Genomic DNA, 21,106 nt, shown 5'->3' with positions numbered 1-21,106 from the left:
ACTCGGGGCTAGAGCCCAGCAACCTCACCGATGACGATGACCGCCGGGGGAGCCACCGAGTGCTCCTCCATGGTGGCCCCCAGCTCCGCGAGCTCGCAGCTGAAGGCCCGCTCACCATCGAGGGAGCCTTCCTGGATGATGCGCACGGGGGTGTGGGGGGAGAGGGAGGCGTCGATCAGCGCGGCGGCGATGGCGGCCGCGTTCTTGACACCCATAATGACGGATAAGGTAGCCCCGGAACGTGCCAGCGCTGCCCAATCCACCAAGGACTTGGGGTGGCCTGGCGGCAGGTGCCCGGAGACCACAGTGAAGGCATGGACCACCCCACGGTGGGTCACCGGCGTTCCCGCCAGGGCGGGCACCGCGACGGCCGAGGTCACCCCGGGGACGACCTCCACCGGGATGCCCGCTTCGGTAAGCGCCGTGAGCTCCTCGAAGCCACGCCCAAACACGTACGGGTCCCCGCCCTTGAGGCGGACCACGCGGCGCCCCTGGCGGGCATTCTCCACGAGGATCTCGTTGATACGCTCCTGGGCTACTTGGGCGCGGTAGGGGATCTTGGAGACGTCGATGAGCTCCTTGGCGTCAATATCGCACAGCTTATCCAGCTGGGCGGTGGGGCCGAGGTGATCGGCCACGATGACCTCGGCTTCCTGCAGCGCGCGCATGCCGCGCACGGTGATGAGATCCCACGCGCCTGGGCCGCCGCCGACAAGGACTACCGGATGAATGCTCATGGCCACTCATCCTAGCTATGCTCGGGCCTATGACTTCCTATGACCCCGAAACCGTGGGCTTCTTTGACATCGCCCACGAAGGCGCCCAAGCGCGCGTGGTGGCTGCATCCGTGCCGGAGCTTGCTCGCGTGCTGGGCGGACTCCGTCCGCGAAGCCTCGTCATCCTTGCCGCCGACCAAGTTTCCCGCGCTGCCGCTCACGTTGCTGTGGGCCTAGCCGAGCCCGCTGAGGTTCCCATCATGGTCAGCGAATCGCTGCCGCGCTTTACTGGTGCCCTCGACGTCGTGGTGGTGGCGGGGGATAGCCCGTGGGCGGAGCGCGCGCTGCATACTGCTGCGCGCCGGGGTGCCACGACCGTCCTCCTCAACGAGATCGAGGACGCGCCCGAAGACACCATCGTCATCGACAACCTACCCACCGCCGAAGGGATTTCCCCGGTGCGCATGATTACAGCTGTGCACGCGGTGTACGCGGTGCTGAGCGAAGACCCAGTTCTCGTTTCTCGTCGCGTGGAGGACGTCGCCGATGCCGTGGACCGTGAGCTGGAAGCGCTGTCCCCGCAGCGCGATTCCACGACGAACCCTGGGCGCGCGTTGCGTGAATTCGCAGAGGGCGGACGAGTCATCCACAGCTGTGGGCCCGATCCTTATGCGCTGTCAGAAGAGCGCACGCGCGTACACCTCGGCGCGCTTGTTGCCCGCATGGCCGGCGCGTTGTGGGCGGCCCACGGTCTGGGCGGGACCGTTGTTGATGCGGAAGGCTTAGGGCCAATCTTGCAGACCGCTCCGACGGACATCTTTTATGACCCGTTTGAATCGGAAGAGCCTTTGGTACCCTTGAGAGTTGTTTTATGGGGACAGGAAGAGGCGAACCTTCCCCACTCTTTCGCAGCAGCGAGCGCCGATACCTCCTGTGGGGAATTGGCCCGCGCGCTGCAGCTGATTACGCGCAGTTATGCCGCGACCGCCTACGACGTGAAATAGAAACAGAGGAAGTCAATGAAGTTGCTCACCAGCGCTGCCCGCAACTACTCGTGGGGCTCGCGCACGCTGATTCCGACGCTGCTCGGCGAGCCCGAGGCTCAAAGCCCGGTTGCTGAGCTGTGGTTTGGTGCGCACCCGGCGGATCCCTCAACGATTGAGGGAGAAAAGCTGGATGAGATCATCGCGGCGGATCCGCAAGGCCAGCTGGGGCAGCGGGTGGCTGACAAGTATGGCGCCGGCCTTCCCTTCTTGCTGAAGATTTTGGCGGCTGCAGAGCCGCTGTCGCTGCAGGCGCACCCTTCGAAGCAGCAGGCCGAGGAAGGTTTCGCCCGCGAGAACGCGGCGGGAATCGACCTCACGGCGTCAAACCGCAACTACAAGGATGACAACCACAAGCCAGAGCTCATCGTGGCGCTCACGGAGTTCTACGCCATGGCGGGTTTCCGTCCGCTAGCGCAGACCCGCAGCCTCTTTGCGGCCTTGGACTGCGAAGAACTGGCTCACTACGAGGGCATGCTCGACACCGATCCTGCCGCTGAAGGCGACAGCCTCCGCGCGCTGTTTACCACGTGGATTACGATCCCGGGTGCCAAGCGCAAGGAGCTGATCAGCGCGGTGGTAGCGGCGGGCGAGCGCCTGCGCGGCAACCAGGCGGGCGAGCCGTGGATGGCCACCGTGATGGCAACCGTGGCCAAGCTCAACGAGCAATACCCGGGGGATATCGGCGTGTTGGGCGCGTTGCTGCTCAATCACATCGTCCTGCAGCCAGGGGAGGCGATTTACCTTGACGCTGGGCAGCTGCATGCCTATGTCTCTGGCCTGGGCGTAGAGATCATGGCTAACTCCGATAACGTGCTGCGCGGTGGCCTGACCCCGAAGTTTGTTGACGTCCCCGAGCTGGTTAAAGTCCTCACCTACCAGGCGGCAGAAGATCCGCGCGTGGACCTGAAAGACGCAGCCGAGACAGGAGGCATAAAGGGTGCAGAGGCATGGTCCTACCCAGTGCCGATTGAGGAGTTCCTGCTGGATCGCGTCGAGCTTTCTGGTGAGGAGAGTGTCGAGGTCGACAGCGATGGCCCCATGATTGTGCTGTGCACCTCCGGCTCGGTGGCATTGAGCAATGCCGAGGCAGAAAACGTCAGCCTTGGCGCGGGTCACGCGGCGTGGATTCCCGCTAGCGACCCGGCCGCCTCTGTTCGTTCCACCGGTGGCGAAGGCGCCGAGGTATTTATCGCCCGCGTTTAGTCTGCGGCCGTTTTGTTAACTCTGCTGCCGTTTAGTTAACGGCGCGGGTAATTAGGCGGACTGCGTCAATGCTGATGCGGCGGTAGTTTCGCCGTTGTCGGCTAAATGAGCAGCGGTGGGGGTCGCTGCGGAAGGCTCTTCCGCCGCGGGAGCATCATCCGTCGGCGCGGCGGGAGTCGGGGCGGCCTCGTTGGTGCGGTAAGCCGCGGATTCGCGCTCCACTGCTTCCACTACATCGGCGCCTTGTACCTCGCCGCCCTGTGGAGCGGCATCGATAGGCTCGCCCTGTTGCGCTTTCGGCTCCGCATCAGGCGCGGGCGCGTTCTGAGTGAACCCGGCGGGGTGCGGGATGAAGGAGCCAAGCGGTTCAGGAACTCCAGTGTTCTGCGAGGGCGTAGGTTCCTTGGGTTGCGGCTGCTCAGCGGGCTGGCTGCCGTCCTGGTCCTCCACTGGGCCCTCTTGCGGCACGGCGGTCTGAGATTCCGGCGTGGCCGACGGCTGAGTGGGCTCGGAGCTTTGCTGAGGAGTACCCGGAATCGGTGTTTCGGAGGCCGGAGTAGAGCCGTCCGTTGGCGGCACGGCAGGGGCCGTGCTGACCGGCGCCTGCGGGTACGGATTGTTCGGAGTTGCCTGCGGCTGCTGGTTCTGCAGTGAGGAAACATTGTCCGGGCGGTAGACGGCCGTGGGGCCAACCGGCTCCGTGCGATTCACCACGGCATTCGGCGCCAGGTAGGGATCCTCTGCCGGCGCGGCGACATTAGTTTTCGATTGCTTCGGTTGCGTGGATGTCGGGGCAGCCGTGGTGGTATAGGAATGCGTTGTCGAGGGAGCGGAAGATGCGGTGCTCGACACGGCGGTGGCAGCGGAGGGCTTCGACACGACGGATTCGGGCGCGCTCATGCGCCACACTGCGACGCCTACGGCGACGGCACAGAGGAGGCCGGCCGCGACAAAGACCAAGATGCGGCGTGAACTGCTCGTCATGCGGGGCGCTCTCCTTCCTGCACAAAAGCCTGCGTAAATGTCACAAGTCGGTAACAACGATAACACGAATCTGGAGATAGTAAATGGCCTGGGCAAAATTCCCCGTTCAGGCGTGGTATAGGGCAGTGGGTGAAATGCAACATATGGAGGAGGACAGGAGGAGGGGGCAGTCGGAAGACGGCGCGGATCGGTGTGACCGTAATAAAACAGCGCTCTTGACCGAAGCCTTGCATGAGGGCATCTAAAGAATGGTAGAAATTGGATTAGATACCGGCTGCGCGGAGCGCCCGCCCGTAAAGCTGCACCGGCCCGCCGTGGACACAGGAACGCGGTTTAAAACACAGACCCCTAATTCACTTAAGGATGAAGGAGAAAGCAATGAGCTCATGGGATGAGGACATCTTCGCCGACGAGGTCAACGTCGACTTCCTGGATGAACTGGCAGACCTCGAGGATGAAGAAATCGTTGCCGCGGTAGATGACGCCTGCGCGCTTGCGGTCTCGGGCGAAGAACAGACCGAGGAGGAGCAGCGTAACGCCTTGGCGGCGGCCACGATAGCCGCGATCTGGGCAGGCGCCCCGTTCAGCGCCGGAGAAGTCGTCGAAGACTATCCCTTCATCCGGGATCTCGCCGGATCCGGCAGCGAAAACCTCAACGAACATGCCCTGGAGTTGCTCGAAGAGGTCGAGGAAGACTACGACCTCGAGCCCTTCATCGAGGCCTTGTCCTAACGGCAGCACTAGGTACACGCTAGATATAACAGCATGCTGATCAGTATTGAAGGAATCGATGGCGCGGGTAAAAACACCATTACCCAGCGCCTGCGGGAAGAACTAGCCTGCGATGTCGAAGTCTTGAGCTTTCCCCGCTACGAAGAGTCCATCCATGCGCAGCTCGCGCAGGAGGCCCTGTATGGGCGTATGGGGGATCTGACCGATTCGGTCTATGGAATGGCTACGCTCTTTGCGCTGGATCGGCACGGAGCCAAAGAGCAGCTCCTTGCCGCCGCTGAGTCCACGGATAGCCTGCTCATCTTGGATCGCTATGTGGCCTCCAACGCTGCGTATTCCGCCGCGCGGGTCGGCGGTGAGCTCATCGTCGATTGGATCTATGAGCTCGAGTTTGAACGCTTCGGCCTGCCGGTGCCGCAGCTGCAGATCTTTTTGGATACCGACGTCGCCCTTGCCGGTCAGCGTGCCGTGGCCCGTGCAGCAGAGGATGAAGGGCGCAACCGCGATCGCTATGAGCGCGATGCCGCGTTGCAGTCTCGCACGGCGGCCGCCTACCGTCGCTTAGCAGAGCAGCAGTGGGCAGGGCGGTGGATCGCCACCGCGGATGCCGATATGATTATCCAAGCTGTCAAGGAGCTTGTAGGAGAACAATAAAGTGGCACCGAAAATCTTGGTCGTGGATGATGACCCGGCAATCGCCGAAATGCTCACCATCGTGCTCGAGGCAGAAGGGCTGGAGCCTATTGCCGTTAACGATGGAAATGAGGCGATCCCGGCCTTCCGCGAGCATGACCCGGATCTGATCCTGTTGGATCTCATGCTTCCGGGCATGAATGGCGTGGATATTTGCCGCGCCATTCGTACTGAGTCCTCGGTGCCCATCGTCATGCTGACGGCGAAGACAGACACCGTTGATGTGGTTCTCGGCCTCGAATCGGGTGCGGATGATTACATCACCAAGCCCTTCAAGCCGAAGGAGCTCATCGCCCGTATCCGCGCGCGCCTGCGTCGAATCGATGGGGGCACGGGAGAAATTATTGAGGTGGGGGACCTGCTTATCGACGTCCCCGAGCACACCGTTACCCGCAAGGGCGGCGAGGAAATCTCGCTGACTCCGCTGGAGTTCGACCTTCTTCTGGAGATGGCGCGCAAGCCCGGCCAGGTGCATACTCGCGAGGCGCTGCTTGAATCTGTCTGGGGTTACCGCCACGCATCCGATACGCGCCTTGTCAACGTGCACGTCCAGCGCCTGCGCGCGAAGATTGAGCACGACCCCGAGGATCCCCGTATCGTCCTCACCGTGCGCGGCGTGGGGTACAAGACTGGAAAAACCGCCGAGTAAAGGACTGCCGCTATTTTTGGTTGGTTAGGGCGAGCCCGGGATGGCATCGTCGAGCGCTGGCGTACGTCCCTGCAGACACGCGTGCTGGGCATGATGCTGGTGGCCTCCACGGTGGTCATGATCATCCTGGCCTACGCTCTGGTGTCGGTGCTCACGCAGCAGCTGGTGAGCCAGAAAGAGGACACCGCGCTGCAAGAGCTTGACCGCGCCCGCGTAGCCGTGGAGCAACAGATTGATGCGACAGGAACGGCTAACTCAACGCAGGTGCGCATCAATTCTGCACGCGCCGCCTTGGGCCAATTATCGGCGCAACAACCCGACGCCCAGGCCGTGTATGAACCGGTCATCGTCGTGGAGAATTCCGACGGCACGGCCACAACGTCCCCGGAGGGCTACCGCATCCCCGGCGGGATGCGCGAGCTCGTTGGCCGGGGCCAAGTCGTGCAGCAATACGCCACGGTGGACCAGCAATCGGGAGCAACCTATAACGCGCTGATGGTGGGCACGCCCATTGAAAGCGACATTCCGAATACCCAGGTCTACCTCGTGTTGTCCATGGAATCTGAGGAATCCACGATGGCTCTCATGCGTGGTTTGCTCTCGGCTGCCGGAGTGGTGGTGGTTGTCCTCCTCGTCGGCATCGCCTGGCTGGCAACCCAGCAGGTGATCGTCCCGATTCGCTCCGCCTCGCGCATTGCGCAGCGCTTTGCTGCCGGCCACCTGCGTGAGCGCATGGTGGTCAACTCAGACGATGAAATGGGCCGCCTCGCCTCCTCCTTTAACGACATGGCAGATAAGCTGTCTAAGCAGATCACCCAACTGGAGGAGTATGGCGATCTCCAGCGGCAGTTCACTTCCGACGTGTCCCACGAGTTGCGCACGCCACTGACCACGGTGCGCATGGCGGCGGATGTCATTGCGGCGGACGCGGATGAGTTCAACCCTTATACCAAGCGCTCGGCGGAGCTGCTTATTAAGGAGCTGGATCGCTTCGAGGACTTGCTCGCGGATCTGCTGGAGATCTCTCGCCACGATGCGGGCGTGGCGGATCTGTCCACGGCCTCCATCGATATTCGTTCCTGCGTAGACTCCGCACTGAGCCAGGTTGAACACCTCGCCGCCGAGCTCGATGTGGAGGTCATCGTCCATGTTCCGGAGGAACCCGTGGCCGTCGAATGCGATTCACGGCGTGTCGAGCGCATCCTGCGCAACCTGCTCGCGAACGCCATTGATCACTCTGAAGGCAAACCCGTCACCGTGGATATCGGGGCGACGGAGGACGCCGTCGGCATCGCTGTCACCGACTCCGGTGTCGGCCTCAAGGAGGGCCAGGAGGAGTTGGTGTTCAACCGCTTCTGGCGCGCGGATTCTTCCCGTAAACGCCATTCTGGCGGAACCGGTCTGGGCCTTGCCATCGCCCGCGAGGATGCGGTGCTGCACGGCGGTACGTTGGACGCTATTGGCTACTTCGGCGTGGGCTCGCGCTTCCGGCTGATCCTGCCGCGCACACCAGGCCAGACGGTTGAGTCTGAGCCCATCGCTCTGGAGGTGCCGGGCGCCCCGGAGCAGGTCGAGGCAGAAGAACAATCCGCGCTCGAGGTGACCTCGGAGCCGGGCATGCCTGTGTTTAAAGGTGAGTCGGACACAGGAATCGTGTGGCCTTCAGAGCGCGAATCCCGTGGCGTGGACACGCCTTTCAATCACAACACCGTTCCTGATTTCGAGGAGGAGGCCCAGCGATGATGCCGGCCCGCCGCCCACTCGCAGTGTTCAGCTGCGTTGCGCTCATAGCCCTCGTCGGGTGCTCGACCTTGCCGAACAACACGGATCCGCAAGTGATCGGGACTTTCGAACCGCATGACCGGGCAGACGATGCTGTCGTCGAACCGCGTACAGATAGCGAGCCTGATCTCCTCGTGCGTGACTTCTATTCGGCGGTGGCGATTCCCACCGGTAACTACGCCGCCGCCCGCACCTTCCTTTCGACGAATATAGCTAATTCCTGGGACCCCACGGATACCGTTCTGGTGGTGGATTCCATCGATCTCGTGACGTCCAATATGGAAGACGGCGACCTGGAATACTCGGTCCGCGGCAATATTATTGGCCGTTTGGCCAATGGCGGGGCTTATGTCCCCGATAATTCGCGCATCGAAGCAACCGTCCGACTGCGCCAGTTCAATGGGCAATGGCGCATCACGGATTTGCCCACTGGTGCTGTGATTGAGCGCACCGAACTGCGCAACCGCTACCGGCCGCAGTCGCTGTACTTTTTCGATACAACCCAACGCCTGCTGGTGGCGGACCGTCGTTGGCTCTATTCGGGGAAGGAGTCAATCGCCTCGGAGCTAGTGACCCTGCTGCTGCAGGGGCCGTCCTCCGATATCGCGCCGGCGACGTCCACCTTAAGCCCCAAGGACGCTACCTTCTTGGGAATCAACGATGGCGTCTACGAGTTCAGTGGGATGGCAGGAATGACCCAGGAGGAGCGCCTCAAGTTCGCCGCCCAGTTGGTCTGGACCCTCAACAACGCAGAGATCACGAATTCAGTGCGCGCCACCATCGATGGCAGCCCGCTTGTCGACGGCATGGAGGAAATGACCATCGATGACTTTGCTGAGTTCAACCCAGAGGTGGCTGCCCAGTCCGTGCCTAAGCTCTACGCGGTCAATGACGGCTCACTCCTCGAGGTTAAAGGTGAAGGCAGCACCGAGGTGCAGGGAATGGCCGGGCAGATTCACGATATCCAGTCCGCGGACGTCTCCGATGAGGGCATGGTCGCCGCGGTACGCAAGCGCTCTGAGAAGGAGTCACAGCTGGCGATGGGCGAGCTCGGCCACGAGCTCAAGGATTCGGTCAAGGGTGAAACTTTAGCCCGCCCCACCTTCGAGGTGGGAGGACAGGTGGCGTGGACCGTCGTCGACGGCAAGCACGTGGTCCGCGTGACACGCTCGCCGGCCACCGGCGAGCTGAGCACCGCGGAGGTGGACACCTCCGCATTAGAGAACGTGGAAGGCGAAATCTCCGTCATCCGGCTGTCCCTGACGGGAGCGCGTATCGCCATGATTATCGATGGCAGCATTTATACCGGTGTGGTTGCCCGCGCGACGTCGGGTGAGCGGCGCATCGTCAACGTTCACCAGGTGGGCCCAGAGCTGGCCGGCTCTGCTTTGTCGGTGGAGTGGCAGACAGACGGCTCCCTGCTCGTGGGTACCTCGGCGTCGAGCTCTCCGGTGTGGCGCATCGAGCAAGACGGATCTTCGGCCACCACACTGCCCACCGGAAATATCACCGCACCCGTGGTCGCGGTGGCCTCTTCGCCGTCGACGCTTTATGTCACCGATGCGCATGCGCTGCTGCAGCTTCCCGCGGGTGGATCCGAGCGTTCTTATTGGCGTGAGGTCGAAGGCCTGCAGGGAGTGCGTTCCTCTCCGATCATCGCGCGCTAGAGGACAGCTCAGGAGTCAGGCTAGAGTAGGGCGCATGCCGAAACATCGGGGGATAGGGGAGGCCACCGCCGCGCTCGTGGAGCTGTTCCTACCGCGCCCGTGCGCCGGGTGCGGGGGCGAGACCTCTGCGGGTGGGGTGCTGTGCGCAGCCTGCCAGCACCACCTGCGGCAGATACCGCGCCGCGTGGAACGTCCCCAGCCATTAGGTTTTCCGGCGTGGGCGCTCGGACCGTATTCCGATACCCGCCGCGGGGTCATCATCGCGATGAAGGAACGCGGACACCAGGCGGTGCGCGCGCATTTGGGCGCGGTGCTTGCCGCTGGCATCGACTACCTGCGTGCTCGCGGCGACATTCCGGAGACCGCGCTGTTGGTTCCCGCCCCGACACGAGCATCGTCGGCCCGCAAGCGTGGTGGTGATCCGGTGGCCGCGCTGTGCCGGGCGGCGTCTGCTCGGCTTCCTGGTTGGGACGTGGTTAATGCCTTGATGACGGTCGAAGGCAGTGCGGATCAGTCGCAGCTCAACGCCGCGGAGCGCACAGACAATATGCGCAGTGCCGTGCGCTTGCTGCCGTCCGCCCGGATGTTGGCGGGGCGCAGCGTGCTGCTTGTCGACGACGTCATCACGACCGGCGCGACACTCCGCGCCAGCGCCGCTCGCGTGTGGGCCGTCGGGGGTGACGTGGCGGGGGCGATTGCCCTGGCAGACGCGTAGGGTGGAGCGACATCAAGCCTCTGTAGAGGGGGCCAGTGAACCCGTTGGTTATGACCAGTGGTAGCATGAGGGGTGTCACAGGGAAGCGGACACTAAGCCTCGAATCACAGGCTTGAATAAGGTCCGCAGAATGTGCAGTCATTCAGTCCCCACGAGTAAAGGGAGGCATTACATGTCCCAGCAGACCAACGCTCAGGTCACCATCACCGGTCGTAACGTGGAGGTTCCGGAGCACTTCCAGGAACGTGTCACTGAAAAGCTAGCCAAGATCGAGCGCCTTGATCCGACCCTGACCTTCTTCCACGTGGAGCTGCAGCACGAGCCGAACCCGCGCCGCGAGTCTGAGGCAGAGCGTCTGCAGATTACCGCTACCGGTAAGGGGCACATCGCCCGCGCTGAGGCTAAGGAAGATTCGTTCTACGCGGCACTCGAGACCGCTCTGGGCAAGATGGAGCGCTCCCTGCGCAAGGTAAAGGTGCGCCGCGAGAACGTGAAGTCCGGCCACCGCGCTCAGAAGGGTACCGGTCAGATTGCTGCCGAGCTGGTCGCCGAGGCTGAAGCGGCTAAGCCCGGTAAGGAAGAACGCTACATCGACCCGTACGCAGAGACGGTCGAGGACGTTCGCCCGGGCCAGGTTGTGCGCTTCAAGGAGCACCCGGCCACCCCGATGTCCGTGGATGATGCACTCAGCGAGATGGAGCTGGTCGGCCACGACTTCTACCTCTTCATCAACGAAGAGAACAACAAGCCGTCTGTGGTCTACCGCCGCCACGCCTTTGACTACGGCCTTATCTCCCTGACGGACGCTTAAGGGCTAAGCGTCCTAAGGACTAAGTCTTAAGCCCTTCGGGAAAATTATCCCGGCTACAACACGTTTCCCCGCGCTGAACATGCAGCGCGGGGAAACGTGTTTTCCGTTTATCGCGACGGATCTATACCCCGAATTGGCTGGACAGGTGTACTTCGGCCTCAGCTAGCTTTTGCAGTGGCAGCATGAGCAAGGCCACCGGGGTGACCAGAATCAGATCCAGTCCGAAGTTTTCGGTGGGATGCGACCCCGGGCGGTGGGAAGTGGCGACGGCATCCATGGTTCCGGTCATGATCGCGTTATAGGTCCACATGGCGCTACCACCGCGCGGCGCTTCGGAATCATCAGCCACGGCGGCGGGGGCGGTTATGGTGCTCAAAGCTAGGGCTGCGGAGGTAGCGGTAGCTACGGCAATCTTGGAGAACTGCATAGTCATTCCTTTTCTGTCTCGCTCTGCGTCCGGGTGAGTTAGGGAACTTCGGGTTGGGGAAGTGGGCGCCCTTGTCGCGCCCTTACATAAACCTTCGTTGTGAGGCGCGCAACTGTTAGCAGTTGGTTGTTAGCGGTTGGGTGTTGGTGGTTCGTTGCGGTGCCTCGCTCTGTGGTTCTGAGAAAACACAGGATGGGCGCACGAGTGGGCGCGGGCTAAGTATCGGATTTTGCGTTTTGGGTTGGGTGGCGAATCGATACGGAAAAGCTAGTGAGTACAATGGCGACGAGTTAACTTTATTGTCGCGACCAGAAGGACTATCTAGACGTGTTTGGACTTTCCAAGCTGCTCCGTGCCGGTGAGGGACGCACCGTCAAGCGCCTGGCTAAAATTGCTGATGATGTTATTGCCCTAGAAGATAAATTCGCGGCGCTGTCGGATGATGAGCTTAAGGCTAAGACAGACGAGTTTAAGAAGCGTCTGGCGGATGGCGAAAAGATGAATGACATGCTTCTCGAAGCATTCGCCACCGTGCGTGAAGCCGCCTGGCGCGTGCTCGACCAGAAGCACTACAAGGTACAGATCATGGGTGGTGCCGCCCTGCACTTTGGCAACGTTGCCGAGATGCGCACGGGTGAAGGTAAGACCCTGACCTCGCTGCTGCCGGCCTACCTCAACGCCCTCGAAGGCAAAGGCGTCCACATCGTGACCGTCAACGACTACCTGGCTAAGCGTGACGCCGAGATGATGGGCCGTGTTCACCGCTGGCTGGGACTGTCCGTCGGTGTCATCCTCTCCGAGATGCGCCCTGCAGAGCGCAAGGAAGCCTATGCCTGCGACGTTACGTATGGCACGAACAACGAGCTGGGCTTTGACTACCTGCGCGACAACATGGTCCGCTCACTCGATGAAACTGTCCAGCGCGGCCACAACTACTGCATCGTGGATGAGGTTGACTCCATTCTGATCGATGAGGCGCGTACCCCGCTCATCATTTCCGGCCCGGTCGATGGGTCCTCTCAATTCTACGGAGTCTTTTCCAAGCTGGCCCCGAAGATGCGCGAGGGCATCCACTACGAGGTGGACCACAAGAAGCGCACCATTGGTGTGCTTGAGGAAGGCGTGGAATTCGTCGAAGACCAGCTGGGCATTGAAAACCTCTACGCACCTGAGCACTCCCAGCTGGTGTCCTACCTCAATAACGCTTTGAAGGCGAAGGAGCTCTTCACCCGCGATAAGGACTACATCGTCCGCAATGGCGAGGTCCTCATCGTGGATGGATTCACCGGCCGCGTGCTGGCTGGTCGCCGTTACAACGAAGGTATGCACCAGGCTATTGAGGCGAAGGAAGAGGTGGAGATCAAGAACGAGAACCAGACGCTGGCGACCGTTACCCTCCAGAACTACTTCCGCCTTTACGACAAGATTTCCGGCATGACCGGTACCGCAGAAACTGAGGCGGCCGAGCTGCACTCCATTTACGGTCTCGACGTGGTGCCGATTCCGACCAACAAGCCGAACCAGCGTACCGACCACTCCGACCGCATCTACAAGACCCAGGAAGCGAAGTTCGCTGCGGTGGTCGATGACATCGAGGAGCACGTGGCTGCCGGTCAGCCGGTGCTCGTTGGTACCACCTCCGTGGAACGCTCCGAGTACCTCTCCCAGCTGCTGAGCAAGCGCGGCGTCAAGCACTCGGTGCTCAACGCCAAGCACCACGAGGAAGAGGGCCAGATCGTCGCCCGTGCTGGCCGCCCTGGCACCGTCACCGTGGCCACCAACATGGCCGGTCGTGGTACCGATATCGTGCTCGGTGGCAACCCCGAGGTCATCCTGGATGAGAAGCTGCGGGACCGCGGCCTCGATCCCTTTGAGGACGAGGAGAAGTACCAGGAAGCCTGGGACGCTGAGATCGAACAGGAGAGGGAACGCTCCAAGAAGATGGGCGATGAGGTCCGTGAGGCCGGCGGCCTGTACGTGCTGGGCACCGAGCGCCACGAGTCGCGCCGTATTGATAACCAGCTGCGTGGCCGTTCCGGACGTCAGGGTGACCCGGGCGAGACCCGCTTCTACCTGTCCATGCGCGATGAGCTCATGGTGCGCTTCGTGGGCCAGTCCATGGAGAACATGATGAACCGCCTCAACGTGCCGGATGACGTGCCGATTGAGGCCAAGATGGTGTCGAACTCTATCAAGGGTGCGCAGGCACAGGTGGAGAACCAGAACTTCGAGATGCGTAAGAACGTGCTCAAGTACGACGAAGTTCTTAACGAGCAGCGCAAGGTGGTGTACGCCACCCGCCACGACATCCTTGAGGCCAACGACATCAAGGACAACATCCGGACGATGATCAATGACACCGTGTCTGCCTACGTGGCAGGGGCTACTGCCACCGGTTACGTGGAGGACTGGAATCTCGATGAGCTGTGGAATGCGTTGGATTCCCTGTACGGGCCGACCATGACACATGAGGAGCTCGTTGACGGCACCGAATACGGCGCTGCCGGCGAACTGACCGCGGAGCAGCTGCGCGATGCCCTCCTAGCTGATGCCAACTCCGAGTACGACAAGCTCGAAGACGCTGTGACTGCCATCGGCGGAGAGAACCAGATGCGCAATACCGAGCGCATGATCATTCTGCCGATCATCGACCAGAAGTGGCGCGAGCACCTCTATGAAATGGATTACCTCAAGGAAGGTATTGGCCTGCGTGCTATGGCGCAGCGCGATCCCCTGGTGGAATACCAGAAGGAGGGCGGCGACATGTTTAACGCCATGAACGACGCAGTGAAGGAAGAAACCGTCCGCCAGCTGTTCATGTTGCGCAAGCAGTTCAAGGCCCAGGAAGAGGCGAGCGCAGCGGGTGAAGCAAACGCGGAAGCGGAAGCTTAATCTGCCGCGGCTTGAAACTGCGCTGACGCGCGGGCGCTAGAAAGCGCGGAAAGTGATGAGGCGCCGTGTGGGAAGAACTCCCCACGGCGCCTTTTTATTGGAAGCAGTTAGGTATATACTGTCAAATTATTAATTGTTCTGCTTCGGAAGGTTGAGTTAGTATGCGCCGCTTGTCTCTGCGAGTAGGTCTCTCCGTGTTCGCATCTGCCACCCTGTTGGGCGGCGGCGCAGCTGCGTCAGCTATCGAGCTTGCTCCCGAGGAGCAGTGCCAGCTCTCTTCCGTCTTGAGCTCGCAGGACGATGAGTCCTCCAAGGACGCCGTGCTCAGCTCCCAGGACACCGTGGCCAATCAGTGCGGCGCTGCGTCTGCTCCGGAAACCTCCGAGGAAGCTGCAAAGAACCTGCCTGTGGTCGGAGCCACCATGTTTGGCGGTATCAGCTTGGCCCTGGTGAGTGCGTCCGCGGCGTTCGCCGGCATCGATTGGACGCCCATCTTGATCAAGCTCGGTTCGCTTTTTTAATCTCCCGCAGTTTCCAGCCAAGGTTATCCCTTGGCTTTTTGTTTAGCCTCCCGTAGCTTGCCGGTCGCTTCCAGCGATACTGGGGCTGGGGCCGACTGAGAGTAACCGGAAGGAACGTATGTGCCGCCCGGCTGCGGAGCCGGTGAAAGCACGCTGGTGCGAACCTATCAGCACTGAACCGAAGAACTCGCCGTTTGCGCGCGCATGCAAGCTGGTGAGTGCCATGCCCCCGCGGAGCTCTGCCGCTGCATGGGCCTTCCGCCACGCGCGTACATGGGTGATGATTTCTGGAGCAAAGCGCGGGTTGTTGAGATGGCTCATCGGCCGCAAAGCGGCGGCAACTTCTAAAACAATGACGACGAGCCCGTGGATCTCGTCACGCGTGGCGAGGTCACCAGCGGTAGGCTCGCGCTCATAGCGGATACGCTGTGGAGCAACATAGAGCTGCAGATGGCTCATGCCGGGGATGGGGGTATACATGCGGAATCCGGTCCTTATCCGCGATGAGCAGCGCGGAGAAAGGCGCTCAGGCAGGCGAAGGCGAGCGGAGGGAAGGAAGCTGGACGCACGTTCATTGTGCCATGCTGGAGCCATCCGCGGCTAGAAGGCGCTGCGCCTTGGCCTTTGGGAGCAGGCGAGCGGTATGTTCGCTATACTTTCGGACGATAAACACAGCTCAATGCGAAGGGTAGATAATATGCGTGGACTCATCGTCGATTTTGTAGGCGTGCTTGACGGCACCGAAGAAGACGTCAAGCGCTGGCGGGAGCTGTTCGCCGCCGCGAAATCTAACGGAGTCGCCACCGCTATTCTCTCTAACGATCCGGGCGGCCCAGGCGCGGAGCATATTCGCGAGTGGGAATACCGGGGCATCGTTGATGCCGTCGTGCTTTCCGGTGAGGTCGGTGCGGAAAAGCCGGATCGTGCTGCCTTCCAGGCTGCAGCGGACGCTATCGACCTGCCGATTAATGACTGCGTCATGGTAGATGATTCCATCGTCAACGTCCGCGCCGCGGTGGAAAATGGCATGGTGGGCATGCTCTACACGGTCTTTGACCGCACCAGCGTGGAAGTCCAGGCAGTCTTCGACATTGAAGGTGAGTTCTAAGTGTCGAAGGATGTGCGCGTCTTCCTGCCAGCTACTTTTGCCATGCTGACAGAGCTGGAAGAAACCGGCCAGCTTGCTGCCCGCAGTGGTTGGGGATTTACAGTAACCCCGGCGCTGCGCGAGTTCTACACTGAGGGCGACGAAGAAGAGATCGAATACTCTGCCTTCCTCGAAGCTTCCATGGCCTCCCTGCGGCTCTTGGCCATCGGCGACGAGGAGAAGTTCCCGCACCGCCGAGTGGTGATCTCCGTCGATGTTGATGATTCAGTAGTGACCCCGAAGCCGGACATGGGTGAACCAGTCGTGGCGCTCAACCCGGCCACCATCACGAAGGACAACCTGCAAGCCATCCACGTGGACATCGAGGAATCCGAGGCTGCCACCGCCAAGGCTATCGCCGCCATCGACAATGCTGACCTCGGCGACGAAGACGCCGAGCTTGCCGTCGGTGATGCCCTGGATAACTTCATGGCCTTCTATGATCCCACTGAGCTGCCCATCCTCGTAGAACTGCTCTAGGATCACCAGCGTTAACAGCCCTAACGCGAGTGGTGGTGCTACTCTAAGCCCTTATTGCCATTGCTTGAGAAAAGGAGCACCATCATGAAGGCAACTCGCCTTGCTAGCCTTATCACCGCTGCAGCCCTGAGCGTCACAACCCTCGTTTCAGCACCAATTGCCGGGGCAGAGGAAGCAGTAGCGCCGGCAGCGCAGAAAAATCAGACCGCGCAGGGGAGCTCTGCTCAGGAAGCGGCTCCCAGCGAACCTGACCCCAACAATCCGGACCCCAACATGGCCGTGATGCCTAAGACTCCGTGGCTGCGCATCGTTGAGGGCTCCTCGCAAGGACCGATGGGGGTTATCGTCGCCATTCTCTTCGGAATTATCAGCATCGGCTTCGCTGTGTACAAGGAGTTCGGTGATTACCTGCCCAAGTTGGGCTAAATGCTGATAGTCTGCTGGAGTAAAACTCAGCTCGATCGAAAGGTCCCCTCAGCATGACTTCCTCTCGTCTTCGCCGCGTAGTTGCTACCTCCACCTTGTCCGTCGCACTTGTTGCTGGCGGAATCGCTGCCCCCACTGCGGGTGCGGTGACCACCTCCATCAAGAATGACAAGTGCACCATCACGTTGAGCGAGGACGAAGCCAGCGACCTCAAGAACGCGGAGTCCAAGGACAACGACGTCGACAGCAGCCTGCTGAAGGATGGCCTTAAGATTTCGCCCAAGGACGCGGAGAAGCGTGCTCGCGACGTAGAGAACCAATCGGACGAGCTCTACCGTGCTCTGGCTGGCTATGAGGCAGAGGTCGAGCTCGGTGACGAGGACGCCGTCAAGCGCGCTAAGAACAACATCAAGGTAGCCGAGACTTTCCGCGACATCGCGCCGGAGTACGTCAAGGCTCTCGATGCGTGTGCCAAGAAGGAAGAGTTCAACAAGAAGGCACCGAGCGGTGATAACACCTCCTCCAACATCGACAAGGGTGGCGCCATCATCCTCGGTGTATCCGGCGCCCTGACGGTGTTCTTTATGGCTCTCCGCGCTGCCAGCCCCTTCCTGAAGACCGTCCTGCCGCCGCAGCTGGCGGCTATGCTTCCGGCCTAAGCTTGAGGGCTTAAGGCCTAAGCCCAATCGACGTTGGTGCGCAGGGAAGCCAACAGGCCGCGCACTGCATCGCGACGGCGTGCAGAAGCAGTGCCTTCCTCGATGCTCAAGTCCAGGCCGCACTCAGGGTCCGCGGGCGGCCCAGCATGTGTGCAGCCGCGCGGGCAGTCCTCGATGGCTTCGGCCAGATCATCGAAGACCTCGATGACGTTCTCGGCATCAATGTGGGCCAAACCAAAGGAGCGGATGCCGGGCGTATCAATGATCCACCCGCCATTCGGGGTGCTTCCTTCCGCCGGCAGGCGCAGTGCCACCGACTGCGTCGAGGTGTGGCGGCCCTTGCCCACCGCAGACACCTCACCGGTTTCGCGGTTGGCGTCCGGGACAAGCCGGTTGACCAAGGTTGATTTACCCACACCGGAGTGGCCGATGAGGGCCGTGACATGTCCATCAATTGCGGCACAGACCTGCTCCAGTCCATCGTCGACGCCGGCCTCCACCACCGTGACATCCAAGTCCGCAAACTCTTGGGCAAACGGAGTGGGGTCGGTGAGGTCGGTCTTCGTTAGACATAGGACCGGCTGGATATTGCCGGCAAAGGCCGCAATGAGTGCACGTTCCACGAATCCGGAACGCGGCGGCGGATCCGCCACGGCGCTGACGATGAGTAGGCGGTCCGCATTCGCCACCACGATGCGCTCATAAGGATCGGTATCGTCCGCGGTGCGCCGGAGGACGGAGCGGCGTTCCTCCAGCTTGACGATGCGCGCCAAAGTGTCCTTGCGCCCGGAGGTATCGCCCACGACGCCGACGCGGTCGCCGACCTCGACGGGCGTGCGGCCCATCTCGCGGGCGCGCATGGCCGTGACGACCGGGCCATCGTTATCCAGCGCGACTCCCCAACGGCCGCGGTCCTTGGTGATGACCATGCCGAACTTGGCATCCTTGTGCTTTGGGCGGTCCTTCGTGCGCGGGCGCGAGCCTTTGCCGGGCCGGATGCGGACATCGGATTCGTCATAGCTGCTTGCGCGCCTAGCCACGGATCATGGCCTCCCACATCCCGGCGAAGCCGGGCAGAGTCTTGGACGTGGTATCGATGTCCTCGACCTCGACCCCTTCGACTGCCAGGCCGATGATGGCGCCGGCGGTGGCCATGCGGTGGTCGGCGTAGGAGTGCCATACCCCGCCGTGGAGTGGGGCAGGGGTGATGCGGAGGCCGTCGTCAAGCTCGGTGACGTTGCCTCCCAAGCCGTTGATCTCGGTAGCGAGGGCCGCCAGACGGTCCGTCTCGTGACCGCGCAGGTGCGCGATGCCGGTCAACGTCGAAGGCGTGGAGGCCAGCGCGCACAGCGCAGCCACGGTCGGGGTGAGTTCACCGATATCGCCCATGTCGAGATCGATACCGCGCAGGCCTGCTAGACCCTCCTCTGGGCCGGTGACCTTCAAGTAGGGATCCTGGTGAGGTGCCTGCGGGACGTACTCAACCTGAGCTCCCATCTGTTCCAGGATGCCGCGGAAAGCATCACCCGGCTGGTCCGTTTCCTCCGGCCAGTTCGGGATGCTCACGCTTCCGCCACAGGTGGCAGCAGCGGCAAGGAAAGGAGTGGCGTTGGAGAGGTCCGGCTCGATATACCACTCGCGGCCTTCAATCTTTCCAGGGCGCACGACCCAATTATCTTCGCCCGCGACCACATGCACGCCGGCGTCACGCAGCATGCCGATGGTCATCAGGATGTGGGGCTGGGAAGGTACGGTGCCGCCTTCGTGGCGCACGCTGAGCCCGTAGCGGTAGCGCGCACCGGCCAAAAGCAGGCCAGAGACGAACTGGGAGGAAGCGGAGGCGTCAATGATGACCTCGGCGCCCTCTGGGACACCATGGGGCGTGATGGTCAGCGGCAGGCTATCGCCCTTGATGTCGACGCCCAGCTCACGCAGGGCCTTCGTCATGGTGGACATGGGGCGCTTGCGCGCATACGGGTCGCCATCGATGATGACGGGGCCATCCGCCAACGCGGCTACCGGTGGCAAGAAGCGCATAATCGTGCCGGCCAGGCCGCAATCGACGGTCGCCCCATGCAGCTGGCCCGGGGTCACGCGCAGGTGCGGGCCCCAGTCGGAGATACCTACGCCCATGGCCTTCAAGGCTTCCTTCATCAGGTCGGTATCGCGGGAGATCAGTGGGTTGTAGATGATAGAGGGGGAGTCAGCCAGCGCGGCGAGGATGAGGGCGCGGTTGGTCATCGACTTCGATCCGGGGACTTCTTGAGTCCAGGACAGCGGGCCGGTGGGTTGGGGAGCACTCCAGTAAGCAGACATGTAGTCCATAATAAAGGGCATGTGCGGAAGATTTGTTCTGTTCACCGAGTCCCTACTGGAGGAAGTCGGAGCGTGGGAATCCATTACGGAAGTTCATGCGCCGGAAGGCCTGCCGCCGGCACGCTATAACATTGCTCCGACCCAGCCCATCGCCATCGTGCGGGTTGCGGAGGAGACCGCCCGCGTGGAGCCAGCGCGCTGGGGGCTTATCCCGCACTGGAAGAAGGACCTCGACGGCCCGCCGCTGTTTAATGCCCGCGCGGAGACTGTGGCGCAGAAACCTTCCTTCCGGGATGCCTTCAAAGCACAGCGCTGCGTTATCCCGCTGGATGGTTACTACGAGTGGAAAGCCGGTGAAGATAAGAAGGCCAAGAAGCAGCCCTATTATGCGACCGGGCCCGACGGCCTGCTGTGGGCGGCTGGTTTGTGGGCCACGGGGATGGAGAGGCTCTCGGCCACGATGGTAACCACAGATGCCACGGAGGAGATGGCGTGGCTGCATCACCGCCTGCCCAAGTTTCTGACTACAGATGAGATCGCACCTTGGCTGGCGGGGGAGGCGCTGTTGGAGCCGAGCTCTGTGCGCGGCTTTCAGGCACACCCGGCCGACCCCGCGGTGGGTAACGTCCGCAACGACTACGCAGAGCTTATCGACGAACCACCGGCCGCCACCCTGTTCTAGTACGCGAGCTCTAGTCGGCAGCTCTAGTCGGCAGAACTAGTCGGCGAGCACGTCGGCGAAGGAGAGCTCCAGGACGCGGGGGAGATCCTCCGGGTTCATCTCGATGTCGAGGCCACGCTTGCCGCCGGAGAAAAAGATGGTGTCGAAAAGCAGTGCCGTTTCATCAACCACTGTCGGGAGGATGTGCTTGTGTCCCAGCGGGGAGATGCCGCCGGGGATGTAGCCGGAGGATTTGGAGGCGTCGGCAGGCGCGGCCATCGTGGCCTTAGAAGCGCCGAAGGCAGCGGCGGCCTTCTTGAGGCTGAGCTGGTTGGTAACCGGAAGGACGCACACGGCGAGCTGGCGCTTGGGGCCTTTGCCGGCGCTCAGATCGATGACGAGGGTTTTGAAGATGCGTTCAGGCGCAACATCGAGGGCCGCAGCGGCTGCCTCGCCGAAGTTTTCGCGACCGCCCTCAAAGGTGGAGACGTGGTGGTCAATACCTGCCTCTTCGAGGAGTTTGAGAGCGGGGGTAGCGGCACGCGGGGTCTTCTTGGACATATAAACCACCCTAGTCCG

General features: G+C 61.8%; 23 protein-coding genes. 16 read left to right on the top strand and 7 right to left on the bottom strand.

Features of this window, described 5'->3' with window-relative positions:
• Positions 1-8: 8 nt before the first annotated feature.
• Positions 9-737 (bottom strand): uroporphyrinogen-III C-methyltransferase, encoded by a 729-nt coding sequence (gene cobA, locus HMPREF2565_RS09755; protein WP_053089090.1) that lies wholly within the window; start codon positions 735-737, stop codon positions 9-11.
• A 29-nt stretch (positions 738-766) separates the two neighbouring features.
• On the opposite strand from cobA, the gene HMPREF2565_RS09750 reads away from it, so the two are divergent.
• Together HMPREF2565_RS09750 and manA are read left to right on the top strand one after the other, a co-directional pair.
• Positions 767-1,720 (top strand): exopolyphosphatase, encoded by a 954-nt coding sequence (locus HMPREF2565_RS09750; protein WP_246819138.1) that lies wholly within the window; start codon positions 767-769, stop codon positions 1,718-1,720.
• Positions 1,721-1,735: 15 nt separating this feature from the next.
• Complete coding sequence (gene manA / locus HMPREF2565_RS09745; RefSeq protein WP_071407249.1) at positions 1,736-2,965, top strand: mannose-6-phosphate isomerase, class I; 1,230 nt, start codon at positions 1,736-1,738, stop codon at positions 2,963-2,965.
• 51 nt (positions 2,966-3,016) lie between these two features.
• Here manA and HMPREF2565_RS09740 read toward each other — a convergent pair whose 3' ends face one another.
• Positions 3,017-3,949, bottom strand: coding sequence for a DNA-directed RNA polymerase II (locus HMPREF2565_RS09740; RefSeq protein ID WP_071407248.1), 933 nt, complete (start codon positions 3,947-3,949; stop codon positions 3,017-3,019).
• Positions 3,950-4,327: 378 nt separating this feature from the next.
• Between HMPREF2565_RS09740 and HMPREF2565_RS09735 the strand changes: the two genes are divergently transcribed.
• The 7 genes from HMPREF2565_RS09735 to hpf all read left to right on the top strand — a co-directional run bounded on the left by HMPREF2565_RS09735 (position 4,328) and on the right by hpf (position 10,998).
• A complete protein-coding gene (locus HMPREF2565_RS09735; protein WP_070522555.1) occupies positions 4,328-4,681 on the top strand; it encodes a DUF4259 domain-containing protein in 354 nt (117 codons plus the stop codon).
• A 33-nt stretch (positions 4,682-4,714) separates the two neighbouring features.
• Positions 4,715-5,335, top strand: a complete 621-nt coding sequence (locus HMPREF2565_RS09730) for a dTMP kinase (protein ID WP_070530849.1) — start codon at positions 4,715-4,717, stop codon at positions 5,333-5,335.
• 1 nt (position 5,336) lies between these two features.
• On the top strand, positions 5,337-6,023 hold the full coding sequence (gene mtrA, locus HMPREF2565_RS09725) for an MtrAB system response regulator MtrA (RefSeq protein WP_070522560.1): 687 nt from the start codon (positions 5,337-5,339) through the stop codon (positions 6,021-6,023).
• 69 nt (positions 6,024-6,092) lie between these two features.
• Positions 6,093-7,766 (top strand): MtrAB system histidine kinase MtrB, encoded by a 1,674-nt coding sequence (gene mtrB, locus HMPREF2565_RS09720; protein WP_305764380.1) that lies wholly within the window; start codon positions 6,093-6,095, stop codon positions 7,764-7,766.
• Complete coding sequence (lpqB, locus tag HMPREF2565_RS09715) at positions 7,763-9,472, top strand: MtrAB system accessory lipoprotein LpqB (protein WP_046647445.1); 1,710 nt, start codon at positions 7,763-7,765, stop codon at positions 9,470-9,472. The genes mtrB and lpqB overlap by 4 nt, the downstream gene beginning before the upstream one ends.
• A 34-nt stretch (positions 9,473-9,506) precedes the next feature.
• Positions 9,507-10,187 (top strand): ComF family protein, encoded by a 681-nt coding sequence (locus tag HMPREF2565_RS14295; protein WP_046647446.1) that lies wholly within the window; start codon positions 9,507-9,509, stop codon positions 10,185-10,187.
• 172 nt (positions 10,188-10,359) lie between these two features.
• A complete protein-coding gene (hpf, locus tag HMPREF2565_RS09705; protein ID WP_046647448.1) occupies positions 10,360-10,998 on the top strand; it encodes a ribosome hibernation-promoting factor, HPF/YfiA family in 639 nt (212 codons plus the stop codon).
• 121 nt (positions 10,999-11,119) lie between these two features.
• Here the strand turns inward: hpf and HMPREF2565_RS09700 are convergent, their stop codons facing one another.
• Complete coding sequence (locus tag HMPREF2565_RS09700; RefSeq protein ID WP_070517841.1) at positions 11,120-11,425, bottom strand: hypothetical protein; 306 nt, start codon at positions 11,423-11,425, stop codon at positions 11,120-11,122.
• A 327-nt stretch (positions 11,426-11,752) separates the two neighbouring features.
• Between HMPREF2565_RS09700 and secA the strand changes: the two genes are divergently transcribed.
• Both secA and HMPREF2565_RS09690 read left to right on the top strand, forming a co-directional pair.
• Positions 11,753-14,317 carry a preprotein translocase subunit SecA gene (secA, locus tag HMPREF2565_RS09695; protein ID WP_070517842.1) on the top strand — a complete coding sequence of 855 codons (2,565 nt, stop codon included), beginning with the start codon at positions 11,753-11,755 and terminating at the stop codon, positions 14,315-14,317.
• Between the two features lie 161 nt (positions 14,318-14,478).
• Positions 14,479-14,838 carry a hypothetical protein gene (locus tag HMPREF2565_RS09690; RefSeq protein ID WP_046647451.1) on the top strand — a complete coding sequence of 120 codons (360 nt, stop codon included), beginning with the start codon at positions 14,479-14,481 and terminating at the stop codon, positions 14,836-14,838.
• Between the two features lie 42 nt (positions 14,839-14,880).
• Here HMPREF2565_RS09690 and HMPREF2565_RS09685 read toward each other — a convergent pair whose 3' ends face one another.
• Positions 14,881-15,318 carry a hypothetical protein gene (locus HMPREF2565_RS09685; protein WP_046647452.1) on the bottom strand — a complete coding sequence of 146 codons (438 nt, stop codon included), beginning with the start codon at positions 15,316-15,318 and terminating at the stop codon, positions 14,881-14,883.
• Between the two features lie 217 nt (positions 15,319-15,535).
• Here HMPREF2565_RS09685 and HMPREF2565_RS09680 point away from each other — a divergent pair, with 217 nt between their 5' ends.
• From HMPREF2565_RS09680 to HMPREF2565_RS09665, 4 genes are all read left to right on the top strand, one after another.
• Positions 15,536-15,946 (top strand): HAD-IA family hydrolase, encoded by a 411-nt coding sequence (locus HMPREF2565_RS09680; RefSeq protein ID WP_010189184.1) that lies wholly within the window; start codon positions 15,536-15,538, stop codon positions 15,944-15,946.
• Positions 15,947-15,958: 12 nt separating this feature from the next.
• Positions 15,959-16,465, top strand: coding sequence for a DUF6912 family protein (locus HMPREF2565_RS09675; RefSeq protein ID WP_185963766.1), 507 nt, complete (start codon positions 15,959-15,961; stop codon positions 16,463-16,465).
• Positions 16,466-16,549: 84 nt separating this feature from the next.
• Positions 16,550-16,891, top strand: coding sequence for a hypothetical protein (locus HMPREF2565_RS09670; protein ID WP_070517843.1), 342 nt, complete (start codon positions 16,550-16,552; stop codon positions 16,889-16,891).
• Positions 16,892-16,944: 53 nt separating this feature from the next.
• Positions 16,945-17,550 carry a hypothetical protein gene (locus HMPREF2565_RS09665; protein WP_070512186.1) on the top strand — a complete coding sequence of 202 codons (606 nt, stop codon included), beginning with the start codon at positions 16,945-16,947 and terminating at the stop codon, positions 17,548-17,550.
• Between the two features lie 17 nt (positions 17,551-17,567).
• On the opposite strand, the gene rsgA is transcribed toward HMPREF2565_RS09665, so the two are convergent.
• Together rsgA and aroA are read right to left on the bottom strand one after the other, a co-directional pair.
• Positions 17,568-18,590: a ribosome small subunit-dependent GTPase A gene (gene rsgA, locus HMPREF2565_RS09660; RefSeq protein WP_046647457.1), complete on the bottom strand. Its 1,023-nt coding sequence runs from the start codon at positions 18,588-18,590 to the stop codon at positions 17,568-17,570.
• Positions 18,583-19,887 carry a 3-phosphoshikimate 1-carboxyvinyltransferase gene (gene aroA / locus HMPREF2565_RS09655; RefSeq protein ID WP_071407246.1) on the bottom strand — a complete coding sequence of 435 codons (1,305 nt, stop codon included), beginning with the start codon at positions 19,885-19,887 and terminating at the stop codon, positions 18,583-18,585. Before aroA ends, rsgA begins: the two co-directional genes overlap by 8 nt.
• Between aroA and HMPREF2565_RS09650 the strand changes: the two genes are divergently transcribed.
• Positions 19,886-20,548: an SOS response-associated peptidase gene (locus tag HMPREF2565_RS09650; protein WP_071407245.1), complete on the top strand. Its 663-nt coding sequence runs from the start codon at positions 19,886-19,888 to the stop codon at positions 20,546-20,548. The two genes, aroA and HMPREF2565_RS09650, sit on opposite strands and share 2 nt — an antisense overlap.
• Before the next feature lie 36 nt (positions 20,549-20,584).
• Here HMPREF2565_RS09650 and ybaK read toward each other — a convergent pair whose 3' ends face one another.
• Positions 20,585-21,088 carry a Cys-tRNA(Pro) deacylase gene (gene ybaK, locus HMPREF2565_RS09645; protein ID WP_071407244.1) on the bottom strand — a complete coding sequence of 168 codons (504 nt, stop codon included), beginning with the start codon at positions 21,086-21,088 and terminating at the stop codon, positions 20,585-20,587.
• Between the last annotated feature and the right edge of the window lie 18 nt (positions 21,089-21,106).

Origin of the sequence: Corynebacterium sp. HMSC072A04, assembly GCF_001809235.1 — a bacterium.
GTDB lineage: Bacteria > Actinomycetota > Actinomycetes > Mycobacteriales > Mycobacteriaceae > Corynebacterium > Corynebacterium hiratae.
The sequence above is the reverse complement of the archived record's forward strand: the minus strand, read 5'-3'. Positions and strand labels throughout refer to the sequence as shown.